Genomic DNA, 18,146 nt, shown 5'->3' with positions numbered 1-18,146 from the left:
TTCGCGTGTCGGAGATAACGAATCAACGCTTATCCGGGCCGGACGACCGGCCTGTTTTCGGCGAATCCCCGACTTCACAGGTTCAGCGCGGCGAAAGCGCGGTACGCTCCATTACAAAGCTGAGAGAAATTCAGGTTTGGTGGGCCCGTGTCCATCGAACTCGACGCCCGCCTCCGCCACAGCTGATGGATGGCATCCCGGGGGTGAGCGGCGAACCGATCCATTGCAGACGGAGGCGTTCACCCCGCTCTGTGCGCGGCGATCGATCCTGGCGGATGTCGTCGCTCTGAGTTACCTGCCCGAGGTTCTCATGAACACCCACACTACTCGCCGTGCCATCGGCTTCTTCACCTCCCTGATCACCGCGGTCGGTCTGGTCGTCGCGGGCGCAGCGCTCGCCGCGCCCGCCTCTGCCGATACCATGCCGCCGGATCCCAACAATCCGGCGTCGCCGCCCACGGTCAGTGCTGATCCGCTTCCGACGACGCAGATCGATGGTGTCGCGTGGGCGCAGGTCGTGGTCGGCAACACCGTCTACGTCGCCGGCAAGTTCACCACCGCCCGCCCCGCAGGAGCGGCGGCCGGAGTGAACACCACCCCGCGCAGCAACCTGCTCGCCTACGACATCACCACCGGCAACCTGATCTCCAGCTTCAACGTCCCCCTCAACGCGCAGGCACTGGCGATCACGGCCTCACCCGACGGATCCCGCATCTACGTCGGCGGCGACTTCACCACCGCAGGCGGCAACCCCTACTACCGGATCGTCGCCATCAGCACCGCCACCGGCCAGGTCATCCCCTCCTTCCGACCCATCATGGAGAGCCAGGTCCGCGCACTCGCCGCCACCAACACCGCCCTCTACGCCGGCGGCACCTTCTCCAGCGTCAACGGAACGCCGCGCGGCTACATCGCGAGGATCAACGCGAGCAATGGCTCGCTCGACACCTCATGGGGGGCGAGCGCGGACACCGTGGTCGATGCCATGGCCGTGAGCCCGGACGGCACCAAGGTCTACGCCGGTGGTCGCTTCAAGAACATGAACGGGGCGGCGCATTACGGCCTGGCGCTGCTCAACGGCTCCACCGGGGGCAATCTGCCGTTCGGTGCGAACTCGGTGATCCGCGACGCGGGCAACCAAGCCGGTATCACCGCTCTCGTCGCCACCGCCGACAGCGTCTACGGCTCGGGTTACGTCTTCGGTTCGGGCGGCAACTTCGAGGGCAGCTTCCGGGCGGACCCGAACGGCAACCTGATCTGGATGGAGGACTGCCACGGCGACACCTACTCGGTCTGGGCCCTCGGGAACGCCCTCTATGCGGCGGGCCACCCGCACTACTGCGGCAACGTCGGCGGATTCCCGCAGACCAACCCGTGGACCTACCACCACACGATCGCGTTCTCGAAGTCGCGAACGGGAACGCTCACCAACAACGGTGACCGCAGCTATGCGAACTTCTCGGGCCAGCCGGCGCCGAGCCCGCTGAACTGGTACCCGCAGTACGTGACCGGTTCGTACACCGGTCAGGGACAGGCGGCCTGGAGCATCTCCGGCAACGGCAACTACCTCGCCGTCGGCGGCGAGTTCCCGTACGTCAACAGCATCCCCCAGTACGGCCTCACCCGGTACGCGCTGGACAGCGTGGTCAGGAGCCGGGTCGGACCGAACAACAACACGGCGCTGACCCCCAACGCGACCTCGCCGGCGGCGGGTCAGGCCAGGGTGACCTGGACCTCGACCTTCGACCAGGACAACGTCAATCTCACCTACAAGCTGGTCCGGGATGGCGACACCGCGCATCCGGTCTCGCAGGTGAACCAGATCTCGACGTTCTGGAACCACCCCGCGATGAGCTTCCTCGACACGGGATTGGCGGGAGGCAGCTCTCACACGTACACGCTGTACGTGACGGATCCCGACGGCAATCAGATCTCGCGCGTGGGCAACGCGGTGACGATCGCGGGCGGCGGAGCGAACCAGAACCCGATCGCGTCGTTCACTGCCACACCCAATGGGCTGGCGGTGTCGGTGAACGGCAGCGCCTCGAGTGATCCGGACGGCACCGTGGCGTCGTACGCCTGGACCTTCGGCGACGGCGGCACGGCGACGGGGGTGACGGCCGGCCACACGTACGCGGCGGCGGGCACGTACACGATCACCCTCCGGGTGACGGACAACCGTGGCGGTCAGGGCACGACGACCAGGTCGGTGACGGTGTCGCCGAACGTCGGCAACACGTTGGCGACCGACGCCTTCGAGCGCACGGTCACCGGCGGATGGGGCACTGCCGACGTCGGCGGCGCATGGACGGGTTCCGGGGCGGCGGGCGGCTACTCCGTCGCCGCCGGAACCGGCCAGATGAACACCCCGGCCGGGTCCACGAGGACGGAGACGCTGAGTTCGGCCTCGTCGAGCCGCACGGACACGACGGTGACCTTCACCACGGACGTACCACCGACGGGCGGCGGGATCTTCGTCTCGGCGCTCGGGCGGGTCGTCGGCACGGCCGCCTATGAGGGTCGCGTCTGGCTCGCGGCGAGCGGCGCCGTCCAGGTGCAGCTCCTGCAGGGAGGCGCCGCGTTGCAGGCGGTGAGCGTTCCCGGTCTCACCTACACGGCGGGACAGCAGCTCACCCTGCGGGTGCAGGTGTTCGGCACGGCGCCGACCACCTTGCAGGCGAAGGTGTGGGCGACGGGGCAGGCCGAGCCGGCTGCGTGGCAGGTGAGCACGACGGATGCGACGGCGGCCTTGCAGGCGTCCGGAGCCGTCGGGCTGCGCGCCTACCTCTCGGCCAGTGCGACCAGCACCCCGGCCACGGTGCGCTTCGACAACTACGGCGTGGCCGTGCTGCCGTAAGCGACCAGCGGAGCACGCGCGGGGGAGCCGGTGATCCCGGCTCCCAGCGAACGCGGGTACTATACCCGGATGCGCGAACCAGACCAGCCAGAGACTGGCCTGCCGAGAAGCAGCGACGCTGACTCGGCGAGCATCACCCCCTCACACACTCCGACGCCGGGTACGACGTCGGCCTCCGAGGCGACCCCGGGCACGCCCGCGGCCCTCGGCGGACTGCTCACGGCCATCCGCACGCATCCGCGCGCCTGGATCATCGCCGGTGCCGCTGCCGCGTTCGTGATCCTCGGCGGCGGCAGCGTCGCGCTCGGCGCCACGGTGGCGACCCCGGCGACGGCCGAGGTCGCTCCGTCTCCGTCCGCCACCCGTACCCCCACCCCGACGCCGACCCCGGTGAAGACCATCGCGAAGCCGGTCCGCGCCGTGCCGGCCGCCGTTCCCGGCGCCACCCGGGTGCGCACCTGCTCGGTCGCCGGCCTCTCGCAGGACGGCAGGCTCGGCAACCTCGAGGCGCAGGTCGTCAACGCCAAGACCGGCGAGGTGATGTTCGACCGCAACGGCGGCAAGCCCGGCCCGACGGCCAGCGTGCTCAAGACGCTCACCTCCGCCGCCGCGCTCGCCGTGCTCGGCCCCGACTACCGGGTGTCGACGCGGGTGCTGAAGACGGCCACCCCCGGCCAGATCGTGCTCGTCGGAGGCGGTGACGTGACCCTGTCGCGCCTGCCGGGCGGTCAGGACTCGTTCTACACGGGTGCCCCCAAGATGCAGGATCTGGCGGACCAGGCGAAGCAGGCTCTCGGCGGCCAGCCCGTCACCTCGATCATCGTCGACACGTCGCTGTTCGGCGGCCCGGTGTGGCAGCCGAGCTGGGACGAGCAGGAGGAGCGCGTCGTCGAGGGCTCGACCTCCTACATCACTGCGCTGCAGGTGGATGGCGACCGCGACGACCCGACGGCGATCGAGTCCCCCCGCAGCACCGACCCCGTCGGCCGCGCCGTCGCGTCGTTCCAGCAGTACCTCGGCACGAACGCGCCGGTCACGCAGGGCACGGCCCCTGGCGGCGCGCAGCAGATCGGCATCGTCCAGTCGCAGCCCGTGACCACGCTGATCGATCAGGCCATGCGCGTCTCCGACAACACGATCATGGAAGAGCTCGCCCGCCTCGTCGCGATCAAGACCGGCGCCGGCAACACCTTCGACGCCGAGAACGCCGGTGTGATCGCTGGGCTCAAGCAGTACGGCATCGACACCACGGGCATCCACATCGCCGACGGCTCCGGCCTCAGCGGCGACAACGCCGTTCCGCCGTCGTATCTCACCCGCCTCTTCATCAAGGTGCTCAATCGTGAGAACGGCCTGGGCGTCGTCTACGACGGGCTGCCGGTCTCCGGGGAGTCCGGCACGCTGGCGTCGGGTTACAACCGGTTCACCGGCGACAACGCCGCCGCCCGCGGCGCTGTTCACGCCAAGACCGGCTGGATCGACAACGGCTACACGCTGTCCGGCATCGTGGATGCGGCCGACGGCACCAAGCTGACGTTCGCCGTGTTCGCGCTCGGCCCGGTGAGCGACAATGCCAAGCAGGCCATCGACACCCTCGTCACCGGCTTCTACCATTGCGGAGACAATCTCTCCAACAACTGACGGAGGCGGCCATGAGCAGGGCCCTGTTCATCATCGACGTGCAGAACGATTTCACGGAGGGCGGGGCGCTCGGCGTCGACGGCGGGACCGCGGTGGCGCAGGCGATCACGCGGTACCTCGCCGACCATGCCGGCGAGTACAAGGTGATCTTCGCGAGCCGGGACTGGCACGACGCCGGCAACGACAACGGCGGCCACTTCGCTGCGGATGCCGAACCGGACTTCGTGACGACCTGGCCGGTTCACTGCGTGGCCGGTACGAACGGCGCCGCCTATCATTCGGATCTCAAGACCGACAAGGTGACCTACCACATCCGCAAGGGTCAGGGTGTTCCCGCCTACTCGATCTTCGAGGGGCACACCGAGGCGGGCTCGAGCGTGCACAACCTGCTCGACGAACACGGCGTCGACGTGATCGATGTCGCAGGCATCGCCACCGACTACTGCGTCCGCGCCTCGGCGCTGGATGCGCTGTCCCACGGTCAGCGCGTGCGGGTGCTCACCGACCTGGTCGCTGGTGTCGCGCCCCGCTCGTCGGAGGCGGCGCTGGCCGAGCTCGCGCATGCCGGCGCCGAGCTCGTCGACACGGGCGCCTGACGACCGGATGCGGCGACCGGCTGGCATGGTTCGAATTTGCACACTAGGCTGATTGCTTACCTAGCTAGATAAATTCGGGAGCCGGCATGAAACCTCGTCACGACTGGACTCCGCCGCGGTGGCTGCGAGTGGTTCTGCCCTCGGTGCTCATCCTGGTGTGGCTGGTGGCCGCCGGCATCGGCGGACCGACGTTCGGCAAGCTCAGCTCCGTCTCGAGCAACGACCAGGCGTCGTTCCTGCCGGCCAGCGCCGAGTCGACCGAGGTGCAGGACTGGCAGAAGAAGTTCACCGACTCGTCGGCGATCCCCGCGATCGTGGTCGTCGAGTCGACGACCGGCGCGAAGCTCGACCAGCAGCAGCTCGCAGCGCTCGGCTCGCTCGGTGAGCAGCTCGGCGACGTGGCGGGCGTGCAGGAGCCGAGCGGTGACGCGACGACGAGCGTGGCCGGGCCGATCCCGTCGTCCGACGGGCAGGCGGCCGAATTCGTGGTGCCGGTCGTCGACACCGACAACGTGAAGACGGTCGTCGCCGACCTCCGATCGGTGGTCGACGACAACCTGCCGTCCGGAACGAAGGCGTGGGTGACGGGCCCCGCCGGCCTCACCGCCGACCTGGTGAGCGCGTTCGGCGGCATCGACGGCATTCTGCTCCTCGTCGCGGTCGGTGCGGTCTTCGTCATCCTGCTGCTCGTCTACCGCTCGATCGTGCTGCCGTTCCTCGTGCTCTTCACGTCGATCTTCGCGCTGTGCGCGGCCATCCTGATCGTCTACCTGTTCGCCCTGTGGGGGTGGATCAAGCTCAGCGGGCAGAGCCAGGGCATCCTGTCGATCCTGGTGATCGGCGCGGCGACGGACTATTCGCTGCTGCTGGTCGCGCGGTTCCGCGAGTCGCTGGAGCACGTCGAATCGCGGTGGGCGGCGATCGGCCGCGCCTGGCGTGCTGCCCTCGAGCCGATCACCGCGTCGGGCGCCACGGTCATCCTGGCGCTGCTGTGCCTGCTGTTCTCCGATCTGAACTCCAACAAGAGCCTCGGGCCGATCGCCGCGATCGGCATCGTCTTCTCACTCCTGTCGGCGCTGACGCTGCTGCCGGCGCTGCTCGCGGTGTTCGGCCGCGCGGCGTTCTGGCCCTTCCGGCCGAAGTTCGTGGGCGAGCACCCGCACGAGCACAAGCACGTCGACTCGGAGCAGATCGCCGGCCTCGAGGGAATCGGCGGCCTCTGGCGGCGGGTCGGCACCCTCATCGCGCGGCGCCCGCGCGTCACCTGGATCGTCGCGCTCGTCGTGCTCGGCGCCTGCGCCCTCGGCCTGACCCAGCTTAAGGCGAACGGCGTCCAGCAGACGGATGTGGTGCTCACGCAGTCCGACGCCGTCGACGGCCAGAAAGTTCTCGCGAAGCACTTCGATGCCGGCTCCGGCAGCCCCGTCGTCATCGTGACGAAGGAGGCGGACGCCGATGCGATGCTCTCCGCAGTGAAGTCGAGCGACGGGATCGCGACGGCGACGCTGTACGCCGGCAACGTTCGGCCGTCGTCGACCGGTCAGGCGGCGCCGCCCGTGGTGGAGGACGGCCGGGTGCTGATCAACGCGACACTCGACTCGGAGGCCGACTCCGCGGCGGCCGAACACGTGGTGCGCGACCTGCGCACGACCCTGCCGGCCACTGATCCGTCGGTGCTGGTCGGCGGCGTCACGGCGATCGCCCTCGACACCAACGACACGGCCCAGAGCGACCTGCTGAAGATCATCCCGATCGTGCTGGCCGTGATCCTGGTCATCCTGATGCTGCTCCTGCGGTCGATCCTGGCTCCGGTGCTGCTGATCGCGAGCGTCGTCGTCTCGTACGCGGCTGCGCTCGGCGTCTCCGCGCTGGTGTTCGACCACGTCTTCGGTTTCCCCGGCGCCGACGCGTCGGTGCCGTTGTTCGGGTTCGTCTTCCTCGTGGCGCTCGGAGTGGATTACAACATCTTCCTCATGACGAGGGTGCGGGAGGAGTCGCTGCGGATCGGCACCCGGCCGGGCATCCTGCGAGGGCTCGGGATGACCGGCAGTGTGATCACGTCGGCCGGAGTGGTGCTCGCCGCGACCTTCGCAGCGCTCGCCGTCATCCCGATCCTGTTCCTGGTTCAGATCGCCTTCATCGTCGCGTTCGGTGTGCTCCTCGACACGGTCGTGGTGCGCTCGCTGCTGGTGCCGGCGGCGTCGTACGACATCGGCTCGGCGATCTGGTGGCCCTCGGCGCTGCGAAAGGGCAATCTGCACAAGGAGAGTGGCCGCTCCGCCCCCTAAATGGACAGGATGAGCAGCCCGCGCTGTGCGTGTTGCTCGATGCTGCTCATCCTGCGACAGTGACGGAATGACCATCACAGCTCCCGGTGCCGCCCTGCGGCCGGCCGGTGACGAGGACTCCGCCCTGCTGCGCCGGTTGTACCGCACCATGGTCACCGTTCGCAGGCTCGATCTCGACGGGGTCGCGATGCAGCGCCAGGGGATCGTTCCCGGCTATGCGCCGATGCGGGGGCAGGAGGCGGCCCAGGTCGGCAGCGCCGCGGCCCTCGACCTGCGCCTCGACTTCGCGTTCCCCACCTACCGCGAGCTCGGCGTCGCGGTGACGATGGGCGTCGACCCTGTCGCGTACCTCGCATCGCACCAGGGCGCTTGGCACGGCGGGCTCTGGGATGCCGCGGCCGCACGCCTCGCGCCGATCAACGCCGTCGTCGGCGGGGCCGTCACACACGCGGTCGGCTGGGCTCTCGGGGCCAAGCTCGACCGCAACGGCGGCTGCGCGATCGCTTACTTCGGCGACGGCGCCAGCTCGCAGGGCGACATCCACGAGGCGATGAACACCGCAGGCGTCTCGCAGCTGCCGGTGGTGTTCTTCTGCCAGAACAACGGCTGGGCGATCTCCGTACCGACGTCGAAGCAGGTGGCGGGCGGCTCCGTCGCCGCGCGTGCAGCAGGGTACGGGATGCCGGGCGTGCGCGTCGACGGCAACGATGTGCTCGCCGTGCACGAGGCCACGATCGAGGCGCTGGAGCGTGCCCGCACCGGCGGCGGGCCGACGGTGATCGAGGCGATGACCTACCGGTCGGGCCCGCACTCGACCTCCGACGACCCCGGCCGCTATCGCACCCTCGACGAGGAGCAGAGCTGGCTCGCCCGCGATCCCCTCGCGCTGTGCGAAGATCGCCTGCGCGCCACGGGCACGGTCGACGACGACTTCTTCGCCGAGGTGTCCGACACGGCGAACGCCCTCGCCGAGCGGGTGCGCGCGGACGTCGCGGCCCTGGGCGGCCGCCCGGGCGAGGAGATGTTCGACTTCGTGTTCTCCGATCCGCCGGCCGCGCTTCTCGGGCAGCGCCGGGCCTGGGAGGACACCCGCCGTGGCTGAGGTGATGACGATGCAGCGCGCACTCAACCGCGCGCTCGACGACGCGCTCGCCGCCGACGAGCGCACCCTGGTGTTCGGCGAGGACGTGGGGACGCTCGGCGGGGTGTTCCGCGTGACGGACGGGCTGCACGCCAAGTACGGCGAGGAGCGGGTGTTCGACACGACGCTCGCCGAATCCGGGATCATGGGCATGGCGGTCGGCCTGGCGATGGCCGGCTGGCGTCCGGTTCCGGAGATCCAGTTCGACGGCTTCTCGTACCCGGCGATCGACCAGATCGTGAACCAGGTCGCGCGCATGCACTATCGCAGTCGCGGCGCCTTCGAGATGCCGATCACGCTGCGCCTGCCGAGTTTCGGCGGCATCCGGGCTCCCGAGCATCACGGGGAGAGCCTCGAGGCGCTCTTCGCGCACGTTCCCGGCCTCAAGGTGGTCGCGCCCTCGTCGCCCGCCGAGGCCTACACGCTGCTGCGGCAGGCGATCGAGGATTCCGATCCGGTCATCTTCATGGAGCCGAAATCCCGGTACTGGCACAAGGCGACGGTCGAGACCGAGGAGTGGGACGAGCGGCTGCCCGTCGGGACGTCCCGCGTGGTCCGGCCGGGCAAGCACGTCACGCTCGTGGCCTGGGGCGCGATGGTCTCGCGCTGCTTGCAGGCAGCGGAACTGGGCGCGGAGGACGGTGTCGAGATCGAGGTGGTCGACCTGCGCTGGCTGAAGCCGATCGACGCGGACGGTCTCGCCGCATCCGTGTCGCGCACCCGGCGTGCCGTCGTGGTGCACGAGGCGCCGCTCACGGCCGGCCTCGGAGGCGAGGTGAGCGCGCTCATCACCGAACGCTGCTTCGACGACCTGCGGGCGCCGGTGCAGCGGGTGACCGGCTGGGACGTGCCGTATCCCTCCCCGGTGCTCGAAGACGAGTACCTGCCGACCATCGACCGGATCCTCGACGCCGTGCAGAAGACTCTGGAGTACCGCCGTGGCTGAGATCACATTCGCCCTGCCCGACCTGGGCGAAGGGCTGCAGGAGGCGACCGTGCTGGAATGGCTCGTCGCCGAAGGGGACTTCGTCGAGCGCAACGCGCCGCTCGTCGAGGTGGAGACGACCAAGTCGGCTGTCGAGCTTCCGTCGCCGCAGTCGGGCACGATCAGCCGGTTCCACGCCGACGAGGGCGCGACGCTCGAGGTCGGGGCCCCGCTCATCACGTTCACGGTGAGCGACGACCAGGCCGGCATCGTCGGAACGGTTCCCGTCGAGGAGGCCCCAGCGCGTCGTGTCCGGCTGCGTTTGCCGGAGGATTGAGTCGTGAGCTTCGCAGAGACCCCCGCGGGACTGATCGCGTACGAGCGGCACCCGGGTGTGCATCCGGTGCTGCTGGTGCACGGCTTTGCGACGAACGGCGCCCTGACCTGGGAGTCGACGGGCTGGGTGCGGGCGCTCGCCGAGGCAGGGCGGGGTGCCATCGTTCCCGACCTGCGGGGACACGGTGCGAGCTCTGCTCCGCACGACCCGAGCGCATACTCGCCCGAGCTGCTCGCCGGCGACCTGCTCGCCGTGCTCGACGCCGAGGGCCTCGACCGCGTCGACGTGATCGGCTACTCGATGGGCAGCTGGGTCGCCCTCGCGCTGGTGGGCCTTGCGCCCTCGCGCGTGCGGCGTCTCGTCGTCGGGGGAGTGGGCACGGTGGAGCAGTTCGCGCGCTGGGGGGTCGAGGCCGTGCGGTCGTCGCTGCTCGACGGCGTCGATCCGGTCTCGCTCGCGGAGTCGCCGCTCGCGCCGCTGCTGGCGTCGCTGCGCCAGGCGCCGGGCGTGGACCGCGATGCGCTCGCAGCCTGCGTGTCCGGCATGGCCGAGCATCCGCTGCCGCTGGCCTCCACGGTTCCGACCATGCTGGTGGTCGGCGACGCGGATCCGGTGACCGAGGGACGCGACGAAGCGGCCGCCGCGCTCCGCGCCGAACTCGTCGTGCTGCCCAAACGCAACCACGTCACCACCTTGAGCGCGCGTGGTTTCAAGCAGGCTGCGCTGCCCTTCTTGGAGTCCGCTGGCAGCCTGTAGCCGATCGCCTCCAGCGGACGTAACATGTGCGAGGACCGAAGGAGGCCGCATGGCGATCGACAAGCTGGATGCCGACCTGATCGCATTGCTCACCGACGAGCCGCGCCTCGGGGTCTTCGAGGCCTCCCGTCGGCTCGGCGTCGCCCGGGGCACGGTCCAGGCCAGACTCGACCGCCTGATGCGCTCGGGGGTCATCCGGGATTTCGCCCCGACCGTCGACAGTGTCGCGCTCGGCTATCCGGTCACCGCGTTCGTCACGGCGGAGATCGCGCAGGGAGACACGGACGCGAAGGTCGTCGAGCATCTGCGCGGCATCCCGGAGGTGCTCGAGGTGCACACGATCACGGGCGCCGGCGACCTGATGATCAGGGCCGTCGCCCGGTCGAACGCCGACCTGCAACGCGTGATCGACCGGATCGTCAGCGATCCGAACATCGCACGCACGTCGACCGTGATCGCGCTGGCGACCAAGATCGACCACCGGTCGGTGCCGTTGGTATCGGCCTCGGCCGAGGCCTGACGGCGACACGGCGGCCGCTGACGACCGACCACCCAGGACCGACGAGCGCCCGGCGGCCACGGACCCGGGCCCCATGGACACGATAGGAATCGAGGACGACGCATGGACGAGAACACGCTGCTCGAGCAGGTGCCCGACCGCCTCTTCATCGGGGGCGACTGGGTCGAGGGGAGTGCCGGACGCTTCGACGTGACAGACCCGGCGACGGGGCGCACGATCAAGACTATCGCCGATGCCTCCGTCGACGACGGGCGCCGCGCGCTCGACGCCGCCGTCGCCGCCGCCGACGACTGGGCCGCCACGGCACCGCGCGCCCGCGGAGAGATCCTGCGCCGGGCGTTCGACCTGCTGCAGGAGCGGCGCGACGAGTTCGCGCTGCTGATGACGCTCGAGATGGGCAAGCCGCTCGCCGAGGCGAACGGCGAGGTGACCTACGGCGGCGAATTCCTCCGCTGGTTCAGCGAGGAGGCCGTGCGCATCGCCGGCCGCTACGGCACGAATCCCGAGGGTACCGGGCGCATGATCGTCTCCCAGCACCCCGTGGGGCCGTGCTACCTGATCACGCCGTGGAACTTCCCGCTGGCGATGGCCACCCGCAAGATCGCTCCGGCGCTCGCCGCGGGCTGCACGGTGGTCGTGAAGCCCGCGGAGCTCACCCCGCTGACAACCCTGTACGTCGCGAAGCTCTTCGCCGACGCCGGCCTCCCCGCCGGGGTGCTCAACGTGATCACCACGACGACCTCCGGAAAGGTGTCCGGCCCGATCATCGCCGACCCGCGTCTGCGCAAGCTCTCGTTCACGGGCTCGACCGAGGTCGGCCGCGCGCTGCTGAAACAGGCCGCCGACAACGTTCTGCGCACGTCGATGGAACTCGGCGGCAATGCGCCGTTCGTCGTGTTCGACGACGCCGACCTCGACAGGGCGGTCGAGGGCGCGATGCTGGCGAAGTTCCGCAACATCGGGGAGGCGTGCACCGCGGCCAACCGGTTCATCGTGCACGAGTCGGTCGCCGACGAGTTCGCCACGCGGGTGACCGAGCGCGTGAAGGCGATGCGTGTCGGCCGCGGCACGGAGCCCGGCGTGACCATCGGTCCGCTGATCAACGAGGACGCGGTCGAGAAGGCGGCCAGCCTGCTCGACGACGCGGTGCGTCGCGGCGCGCGAGTGCTCGCCGGCGGTTCCCGGGTCGAGGGCGCCGGAACGTTCTTCGAGCCGACCGTGGTGACGGATGTGCCGCCGGGCAGCGAGATCCTGCGCGAGGAGATCTTCGGCCCCGTGCTCTCGATCGTGCGGTTCTCCGACGAGGACGAGGCCGTGCGGATCGCGAACAACACCGAGTTCGGGCTGGTCGGATACGTGTTCACCCGCGATCTCGCCCGCGGGCAGCGGATGATCGACCGGCTGCAGACCGGCATGATGGGCCTCAACGTCGGGGTCGTGTCGAACGCGGCCGCTCCGTTCGGCGGTGTCAAACAGTCCGGACTCGGACGCGAAGGCGGCCTCGAGGGCATCCACGAATACCTCTCGACGAAGTACACCCTCACGCCCGACCCGTTCGGAGCCTGACGATGGCGAGCATGGCGGCGCAGGCCGCAGTGAACCGCGACACGACGGATGCCGTGATCGTGGATGTCGTGCGCACCCCGTCCGGGCGAGGCAAGCCGGGCGGAGCGCTGTCCGACATCCACCCGGCCGACCTGCTCGCGGGCGTGCTCGTCGAACTGCTGCGCCGCAACGACCTCGATCCGGCGCTGGTCGACGACGTGATCGGCGGGTGCGTCACCCAGTCGGGCGAGCAGGCGGGCAACATCACGCGCACCGCCGTGCTGAGCGCCGGATTCCCCGAGAGCGTGCCCGCCGTGACCGTCGACCGGCAGTGCGGGTCGAGCCAGCAGGCGGCGGCCTTCGCGGCGCAGGGGGTGCGGGCCGGCGCCTACGACATCGTGATCGCCTGCGGTGTCGAATCGATGAGCCGCGCACCTCTCGGCTCGAACGTCGGTGGCGCCTCGCTCGGCGGTGCGCTGCTCGCGCAGCGGTATCCCGACGGGCTCGTGAACCAGGGCGTGGCCGCCGAGCTGATCGCTCAGCAGTGGGGGATCGAGCGGGATGCGCTGGACGCGTTCGCGGCACGCTCCCACCAGCGAGCGGCGACCGCCGTGGCATCCGGGGCCTTCGAGAACGAGCTCATCCCGGTGCCGACGCCCGACAGCGGAAGTGTGACAGCCGACGAGACGATCCGCCCGTCGACCTCCCCCGAGGCTCTGGCTGCGCTCTCCCCGTCGTTCCGCACGGACCGGCTCGCCGAGCGGTTCCCGCACCTCGACTGGCGGATCACCCCGGGCAACTCCTCCCCGCTCACGGACGGGGCGTCGGCGGCGCTCATCATGAGCGCCGCGGCGGCCGAACGACTCGGCCTGCGCCCGCGCGCGCGGTTCCACTCGTTCGCCGTCGCCGGCAGCGATCCGCTGCTCATGCTGACGGGCATCCTGCCCGCGACGCGCAAGCTGCTCGACCGCAGCGGCGTGCGCATCGACGAGATCGACGCGTACGAGGTGAATGAGGCGTTCGCGCCCATCCCGTTGCTGTGGCTGCGCGAGTTCGACGCGGATCCCGCGCGCCTGAACCCGCGCGGTGGCGCCATCGCGCTCGGCCACGCGCTCGGCTCGTCGGGCACCCGCCTGCTCGGCACACTGGTCAACGAGCTCGAGGCGACGGGCGGCCGCTACGGGCTGCAGACGATGTGCGAGGGCGGCGGAACCGCGAACGCCACGCTCATCGAGATCCTCCGCTGACTACCGACCCCGATCCGACCACCGACCCCGAAGGGACCCACTCCATGAACATCGACGGATGCTCCGCCATCGTCACCGGCGCGGCGAGCGGACTCGGCAATGCCACCGCCCGCGCCCTCACCGAGGCGGGAGCGCACGTCGTCGTGCTCGACCTGCCCCGCTCGGAGGGGGAGAAGGCGGCGACGGCGCTCGGCCCGACCGCTCGCTTCGTCGCGGCCGACGTCGCCGACGAGGAGCAGGTGCAGGCCGCGGTGGACGTCGCGACGTCGCTCGCGCCGCTGCGCGTCGTCGTGAACTGCGCGGGCATCGCGACCGCGACCAAGGTGCTGGGACGCGACGGCCTGCATCCGCTCGACCTCTTCGAGCGCGTGCTCAGGGTCAACGTGGTCGGAACGTTCAACGTGGTGCGGCTCGCGGCGGCGGCGATGGCGCAGACCGAGCCCGTGGGGGAGGAGCGCGGCGTGATCGTGAACACGGCGTCCGTCGCCGCGTTCGACGGGCAGATCGGCCAGGCCGCGTACTCAGCCTCCAAGGGCGGGGTGGCAGCGATGACGCTTCCGCTCGCCCGCGAGTTCGCGCGGAGCCTCATCCGGGTCGTCACGATCGCCCCCGGCATCTTCGAGACGCCCATGATGGCCGGGCTCCCGCAGGCCGCCCAGGACTCGCTGGCGGCGCAGGTGCCGCATCCGTCGCGACTCGGCAAGCCGTCGGAGTACGCGTCGCTGGTGCGTCACATCGTCGGCAACCCGATGCTGAACGGCGAGGTCATCCGGCTCGACGGCGCCATCCGGATGCAGCCCAAATAGGGCCGTCCTCCGCGGCGGCTCGGCTCACGACGCCGAGTGCGCCTCCAGGAACGAGTAGACCTCGGTGTCGTCGACGCCGGGGAACGAACCGGACGGCAGCGGCGAGAGGATGTGCGCGTGCAGCCGCGCGCTGGGCCACGCCTGACCGGCCCAGCGGCTGGCGAGCCCCGCAGCCGGTCGCTTGCAGCACGACTCGTCCGGGCAGCGCGACTCTGCCCTTACGGTCGTCTCGCGGCCGCGGAACCACTTCGCCTGCGCGAACGGCACGCCGACGCTGATCGAGAAGCCTCCGGCCGAGGTGCTGCCCGTCTGCGTCGCGCACCAGTAGGTGCCCGCCGGTGTGTCCGTGTACTGGTAGAGCTCCGTCGTGCGGTTCGTGTGGGTGAAAGCGGTGCGTGCGCCCCACTTGCGGCAGACCACCTGGCCCTCGATCGAGCCGGTGACGTCCGTCGGGAGCGGCAGTCCGTCGTTCTCGTAGCCCTTGTAGAGGGCCCCGTCGTCGCCAACGCGCAGAAAGTGCAGCGTCATGTCGAGGTGGCTGGTGGCGAGGTTGGTCAGGCGCAGCGCCGCCGCCTCATGCGTGACGCCGAACGCATCACGGAAGTCCTCGACGGCGAGATCGCGCTCCTGCTTCGCCTGCTGCAGGAAGGCGACAGCGGCCTCCCGCGGCATCAGGCAGCACGCGGCGAAGTAGTTGATCTCGAGGCGCTGACGCAGGAAGTCGGCGTAACTGTCCGGCCGCTCGTGGCCGAGCAGGCGGTGCGCCATCGCCTGCAACGCCATCGACCGCAGGCCGTGGCCGCCCGGGATGCTCGCCGGTGGCAGGTAGATGCGCCCGCTGGCGAGGTCGGTGATCGACCGCGCCGAGTGCGGCAGGTCGTTGACGTAGATGAGATCGAAGCCGAGCTGCTCGGCCATCACGCTCACCTCGCGGTGGGTCAGTGCTCCGCGCGTGTGACCGGAGGCCCGCACCCGCTCCTCGGCGAGCTCCTCGATCTCGGGGATGTAATTGTTCTGCGCCCGCATCCGCTCGCGCAGTTCGGTGTTGGCCCGCCGGGCCTCCTCGGGGGTGGCGATCGCCTCGGTCGCCCGCCGGCTCAGCTCGCGGTGCAGGCCGACGATGGCCTCGAGCGTCTCGGTCGGGGTGCCCTTCGTCGGCTTGACCGGCGGGAGGCCGAGCGACGCGTACAGGGAGCCGCGCTGCAGGCGGGCGAGCTCGATCTCGAGGGCCGAGCGCGCATCCGGTGGCTCGGGGGAGAGCAGATCGGCCAGCTGCACGCCGAGTGAGGCCGCGATGGTGGTGAGCATGCTGATGCGCGGTTCTCGGCGCCCGTTCTCGATGAGGGAGAGCTGGCTGGCGGCGACGCCCGCGCGCGCGCCGAGCTCGTCGAGCGTGAGGCCGGCGGCCGTGCGGAAGTGACGGATGCGATGACCGAGCGTCGCGACATCGGTGGCTGACGAGTCCATGCCTTCACGATAGCGAAAGAATCGTGATTCTTTCCAGGGTCCGGATGCTCTCAGCGGTCGATTTCTCTCGCAAGCTGGATTCAGAGCCGATATTTCGACCGAGAGGAACCCGAATGTCCATCGCGGAGCTGCCCTTCACCGACACGGAACGCGGCGCTGACCCCGTCCCGGAGTCCGCCGCCGATCGCCCGGCTCACGGTCTCGACGACCTGCGGGCGTGGGTCGATGAGATCGCCGCGCTCACCGAGCCCGACGAGGTGGTCTGGTACGACGGGTCGCTGCGCGAGGCCGACCGGCTCACCAAGCTGCTGGTGGCCGAGGGCAAGCTGATCCGGCTCAACCCCGAATGGCGGCCGAACAGCTTCCTCGCCCGCACCGATCCCGGCGACGTCGCGCGCGTCGAGGACCGCACCTTCATCTGCTCGGACGACGAACAGGATGCCGGCCCCACCAACAACTGGCGCGAGCCGTCCACGATGCGCGCCGAGCTCCGCGAGGTCTTCGCCGGCAGCATGCGCGGGCGCACGTTGTACGTCGTCCCGTTCTCGATGGGTCCTGTCGGCGGGCCGATCTCGCAGCTCGGCGTGCAGCTCACCGACTCCGCCTACGTCGCGGTCAGCCTGGGCACGATGACGCGCGTGACCGACGACGTGCTCGCCCTCATCGACGCCGGCGCACCCTGGGTCGCGACGGTGCACAGTGTCGGCTACCCGCTCGTCGACGATCACGACCACCGCCGCGACGACGTCGCCTGGCCGTGCAACGAGACCAAGTACATCGTGCAGTTCCCGGAGACCCGCGAGATCTGGTCGTACGGATCGGGCTACGGCGGCAACGCCATCCTGGCCAAGAAGTGCTTCGCCCTGCGCATCGCGTCGGTGATGGCCCGCGACGAGGGCTGGCTCGCCGAGCACATGCTGATCGTCAAGGTCACCTCGCCGGAGGGCCGTGCGTACCACCTGGCGGCCGCCTTCCCGTCTGCGTGCGGCAAGACCAACCTCGCGATGCTGCGGCCGAGCATCCCGGGCTGGACCGTGGAGACGATCGGCGACGACATCGCCTGGCTGCGTCAGGGTCCGGATGGCCGGCTGCGCGCGATCAACCCGGAGGCGGGCTTCTTCGGGGTGGCCCCCGGCACCGGTCCGTCGACCAACGCGACCGCCGTGGACACGCTCTGGGGCAACACGATCTTCACGAACGTCGCCCTGCGCGACGACGGCGACGTCTGGTGGGAGGGGCTCACGGAGCAGCCGCCGGCGCACCTGATCGACTGGCGCGGCGAGGACTGGACGCCGGACTCGGGTCGCCCGGCCGCGCATCCGAACTCGCGGTTCACCGTGTCGGCGGCGCAATGCCCGGCCATCGCCGACGACTGGGACGCCTTCGACGGCGTGCCGATCGACGCCATCCTGTTCGGCGGGCGCCGTGCGACCAACGTGCCGCTCGTCTCCCAGGCCCGCGACTGGAGGCACGGGGTGTTCCTCGGGGCGACCATCTCGTCGGAGCAGACCGCGGCGGCCGAGGGCACGGTCGGCGAGCTGCGCCGCGACCCGTTCGCGATGCTGCCGTTCTGCGGGTACAACATGGCCGATCACTGGGGGCACTGGCTGGCGGTGGGGGAGAAGCTGGGTGGCGACGCACCCGCGGTGTTCCAGGTGAACTGGTTCCGCAAGGGCGACGACGGGTCGTACCTGTGGCCGGGGTTCGCGGAGAACGCGCGGGTGATCGAGTGGATCGTGCGCCGGATCGAGGGTGAGGCGGGCGCGGTCCAGACGCCGATCGGACGCCTGCCGATCGCCGACGAACTCGACCTCGACGGCCTCGACCTCGCCCCGGATGCCGTCGACGCGCTCTTCCGCGTCGACCAGGATTCGTGGCTCGCGGAGTGCGATCTCACCGAGGAGTTCTTCGACCGCTTCGGCGGCCGCGTTCCGCCTGCTCTCCGCGCCGAGCTCGCCTCGCTCCGGTACCACCTCCGCTGAGCCCACCGCGATCGAGTCCGGGAGAAATCGCACTCCTC

Annotated in this window: 14 protein-coding genes; 13 read left to right on the top strand and 1 reads right to left on the bottom strand. The window is 70.2% G+C overall.

Translation table 11 applies throughout. The annotated features are described in order from the left end of the window. Window positions 1-310: 310 nt before the first annotated feature. The 12 genes from PKE84_RS11630 to PKE84_RS11575 all read left to right on the top strand — a co-directional run bounded on the left by PKE84_RS11630 (window position 311) and on the right by PKE84_RS11575 (window position 14,659). Window positions 311-2,857 (top strand): PKD domain-containing protein, encoded by a 2,547-nt coding sequence (locus tag PKE84_RS11630; protein ID WP_271177415.1) that lies wholly within the window; start codon window positions 311-313, stop codon window positions 2,855-2,857. A 69-nt stretch (window positions 2,858-2,926) separates the two neighbouring features. Then, window positions 2,927-4,498: a D-alanyl-D-alanine carboxypeptidase/D-alanyl-D-alanine-endopeptidase gene (locus tag PKE84_RS11625; protein WP_271177414.1), complete on the top strand. Its 1,572-nt coding sequence runs from the start codon at window positions 2,927-2,929 to the stop codon at window positions 4,496-4,498. 11 nt (window positions 4,499-4,509) lie between these two features. Beyond that, a complete protein-coding gene (locus tag PKE84_RS11620) occupies window positions 4,510-5,094 on the top strand; it encodes an isochorismatase family protein (protein WP_271177413.1) in 585 nt (194 codons plus the stop codon). An 86-nt stretch (window positions 5,095-5,180) separates the two neighbouring features. Next, window positions 5,181-7,382 carry an MMPL family transporter gene (locus tag PKE84_RS11615; protein WP_271177412.1) on the top strand — a complete coding sequence of 734 codons (2,202 nt, stop codon included), beginning with the start codon at window positions 5,181-5,183 and terminating at the stop codon, window positions 7,380-7,382. Between the two features lie 67 nt (window positions 7,383-7,449). Beyond that, a complete protein-coding gene (locus PKE84_RS11610; RefSeq protein ID WP_271177411.1) occupies window positions 7,450-8,484 on the top strand; it encodes a thiamine pyrophosphate-dependent enzyme in 1,035 nt (344 codons plus the stop codon). Between the two features lie 4 nt (window positions 8,485-8,488). Continuing rightward, window positions 8,489-9,469, top strand: coding sequence for an alpha-ketoacid dehydrogenase subunit beta (locus PKE84_RS11605; RefSeq protein WP_271177463.1), 981 nt, complete (start codon window positions 8,489-8,491; stop codon window positions 9,467-9,469). Then, window positions 9,462-9,785 (top strand): biotin/lipoyl-containing protein, encoded by a 324-nt coding sequence (locus PKE84_RS11600; RefSeq protein WP_271177410.1) that lies wholly within the window; start codon window positions 9,462-9,464, stop codon window positions 9,783-9,785. Before PKE84_RS11605 ends, PKE84_RS11600 begins: the two co-directional genes overlap by 8 nt. Window positions 9,786-9,788: 3 nt before the next feature. Continuing rightward, the gene (locus tag PKE84_RS11595; RefSeq protein ID WP_271177409.1) at window positions 9,789-10,541 is read left to right on the top strand and encodes an alpha/beta fold hydrolase; all 753 of its coding nucleotides are present in this window, start codon (window positions 9,789-9,791) and stop codon (window positions 10,539-10,541) included. Between the two features lie 49 nt (window positions 10,542-10,590). Next, a complete protein-coding gene (locus PKE84_RS11590) occupies window positions 10,591-11,061 on the top strand; it encodes an Lrp/AsnC family transcriptional regulator (RefSeq protein WP_271177408.1) in 471 nt (156 codons plus the stop codon). Window positions 11,062-11,163: 102 nt separating this feature from the next. Further along, window positions 11,164-12,627, top strand: a complete 1,464-nt coding sequence (locus PKE84_RS11585) for an NAD-dependent succinate-semialdehyde dehydrogenase (RefSeq protein ID WP_271177407.1) — start codon at window positions 11,164-11,166, stop codon at window positions 12,625-12,627. A 2-nt stretch (window positions 12,628-12,629) separates the two neighbouring features. Beyond that, entirely contained in the window at window positions 12,630-13,853 is a 1,224-nt protein-coding gene (locus tag PKE84_RS11580; RefSeq protein WP_271177406.1) for a thiolase family protein, read from the top strand. Window positions 13,854-13,897: 44 nt separating this feature from the next. Further along, a complete protein-coding gene (locus tag PKE84_RS11575; RefSeq protein WP_271177405.1) occupies window positions 13,898-14,659 on the top strand; it encodes a 3-hydroxyacyl-CoA dehydrogenase in 762 nt (253 codons plus the stop codon). A 24-nt stretch (window positions 14,660-14,683) separates the two neighbouring features. On the opposite strand, the gene PKE84_RS11570 is transcribed toward PKE84_RS11575, so the two are convergent. Then, window positions 14,684-16,126, bottom strand: coding sequence for a helix-turn-helix transcriptional regulator (locus PKE84_RS11570; RefSeq protein WP_271177404.1), 1,443 nt, complete (start codon window positions 16,124-16,126; stop codon window positions 14,684-14,686). A gap of 113 nt (window positions 16,127-16,239) precedes the next feature. Between PKE84_RS11570 and PKE84_RS11565 the strand changes: the two genes are divergently transcribed. Further along, window positions 16,240-18,108 (top strand): phosphoenolpyruvate carboxykinase (GTP), encoded by a 1,869-nt coding sequence (locus tag PKE84_RS11565; protein ID WP_271177403.1) that lies wholly within the window; start codon window positions 16,240-16,242, stop codon window positions 18,106-18,108. Window positions 18,109-18,146 lie beyond the last annotated feature (38 nt).

Origin of the sequence: Leifsonia poae (assembly GCF_027921845.1) — a bacterium.
Lineage (GTDB): Bacteria > Actinomycetota > Actinomycetes > Actinomycetales > Microbacteriaceae > Leifsonia > Leifsonia poae.
This window is presented reverse-complemented; position numbering and strand designations above follow the sequence as displayed.

Excerpts from the sequence above, each read along its gene's own strand:
- PKE84_RS11630 (WP_271177415.1), top strand. The coding sequence starts at position 311 with ATGAACACCCACACTACTCGCCGTGCCATCGGCTTCTTCACCTCCCTG.
- PKE84_RS11625 (WP_271177414.1), top strand. The coding sequence starts at position 2,927 with ATGCGCGAACCAGACCAGCCAGAGACTGGCCTGCCGAGAAGCAGCGAC.
- PKE84_RS11620 (WP_271177413.1), top strand. The coding sequence starts at position 4,510 with ATGAGCAGGGCCCTGTTCATCATCGACGTGCAGAACGATTTCACGGAG.
- PKE84_RS11615 (WP_271177412.1), top strand. The coding sequence starts at position 5,181 with ATGAAACCTCGTCACGACTGGACTCCGCCGCGGTGGCTGCGAGTGGTT.
- PKE84_RS11610 (WP_271177411.1), top strand. The coding sequence starts at position 7,450 with ATGACCATCACAGCTCCCGGTGCCGCCCTGCGGCCGGCCGGTGACGAG.
- PKE84_RS11605 (WP_271177463.1), top strand. The coding sequence starts at position 8,489 with ATGACGATGCAGCGCGCACTCAACCGCGCGCTCGACGACGCGCTCGCC.
- PKE84_RS11590 (WP_271177408.1), top strand. The coding sequence starts at position 10,591 with ATGGCGATCGACAAGCTGGATGCCGACCTGATCGCATTGCTCACCGAC.
- PKE84_RS11585 (WP_271177407.1), top strand. The coding sequence starts at position 11,164 with ATGGACGAGAACACGCTGCTCGAGCAGGTGCCCGACCGCCTCTTCATC.
- PKE84_RS11580 (WP_271177406.1), top strand. The coding sequence starts at position 12,630 with ATGGCGAGCATGGCGGCGCAGGCCGCAGTGAACCGCGACACGACGGAT.
- PKE84_RS11575 (WP_271177405.1), top strand. The coding sequence starts at position 13,898 with ATGAACATCGACGGATGCTCCGCCATCGTCACCGGCGCGGCGAGCGGA.
- PKE84_RS11570 (WP_271177404.1), bottom strand. The coding sequence starts at position 16,126 with ATGGACTCGTCAGCCACCGATGTCGCGACGCTCGGTCATCGCATCCGT.
- PKE84_RS11565 (WP_271177403.1), top strand. The coding sequence starts at position 16,240 with ATGTCCATCGCGGAGCTGCCCTTCACCGACACGGAACGCGGCGCTGAC.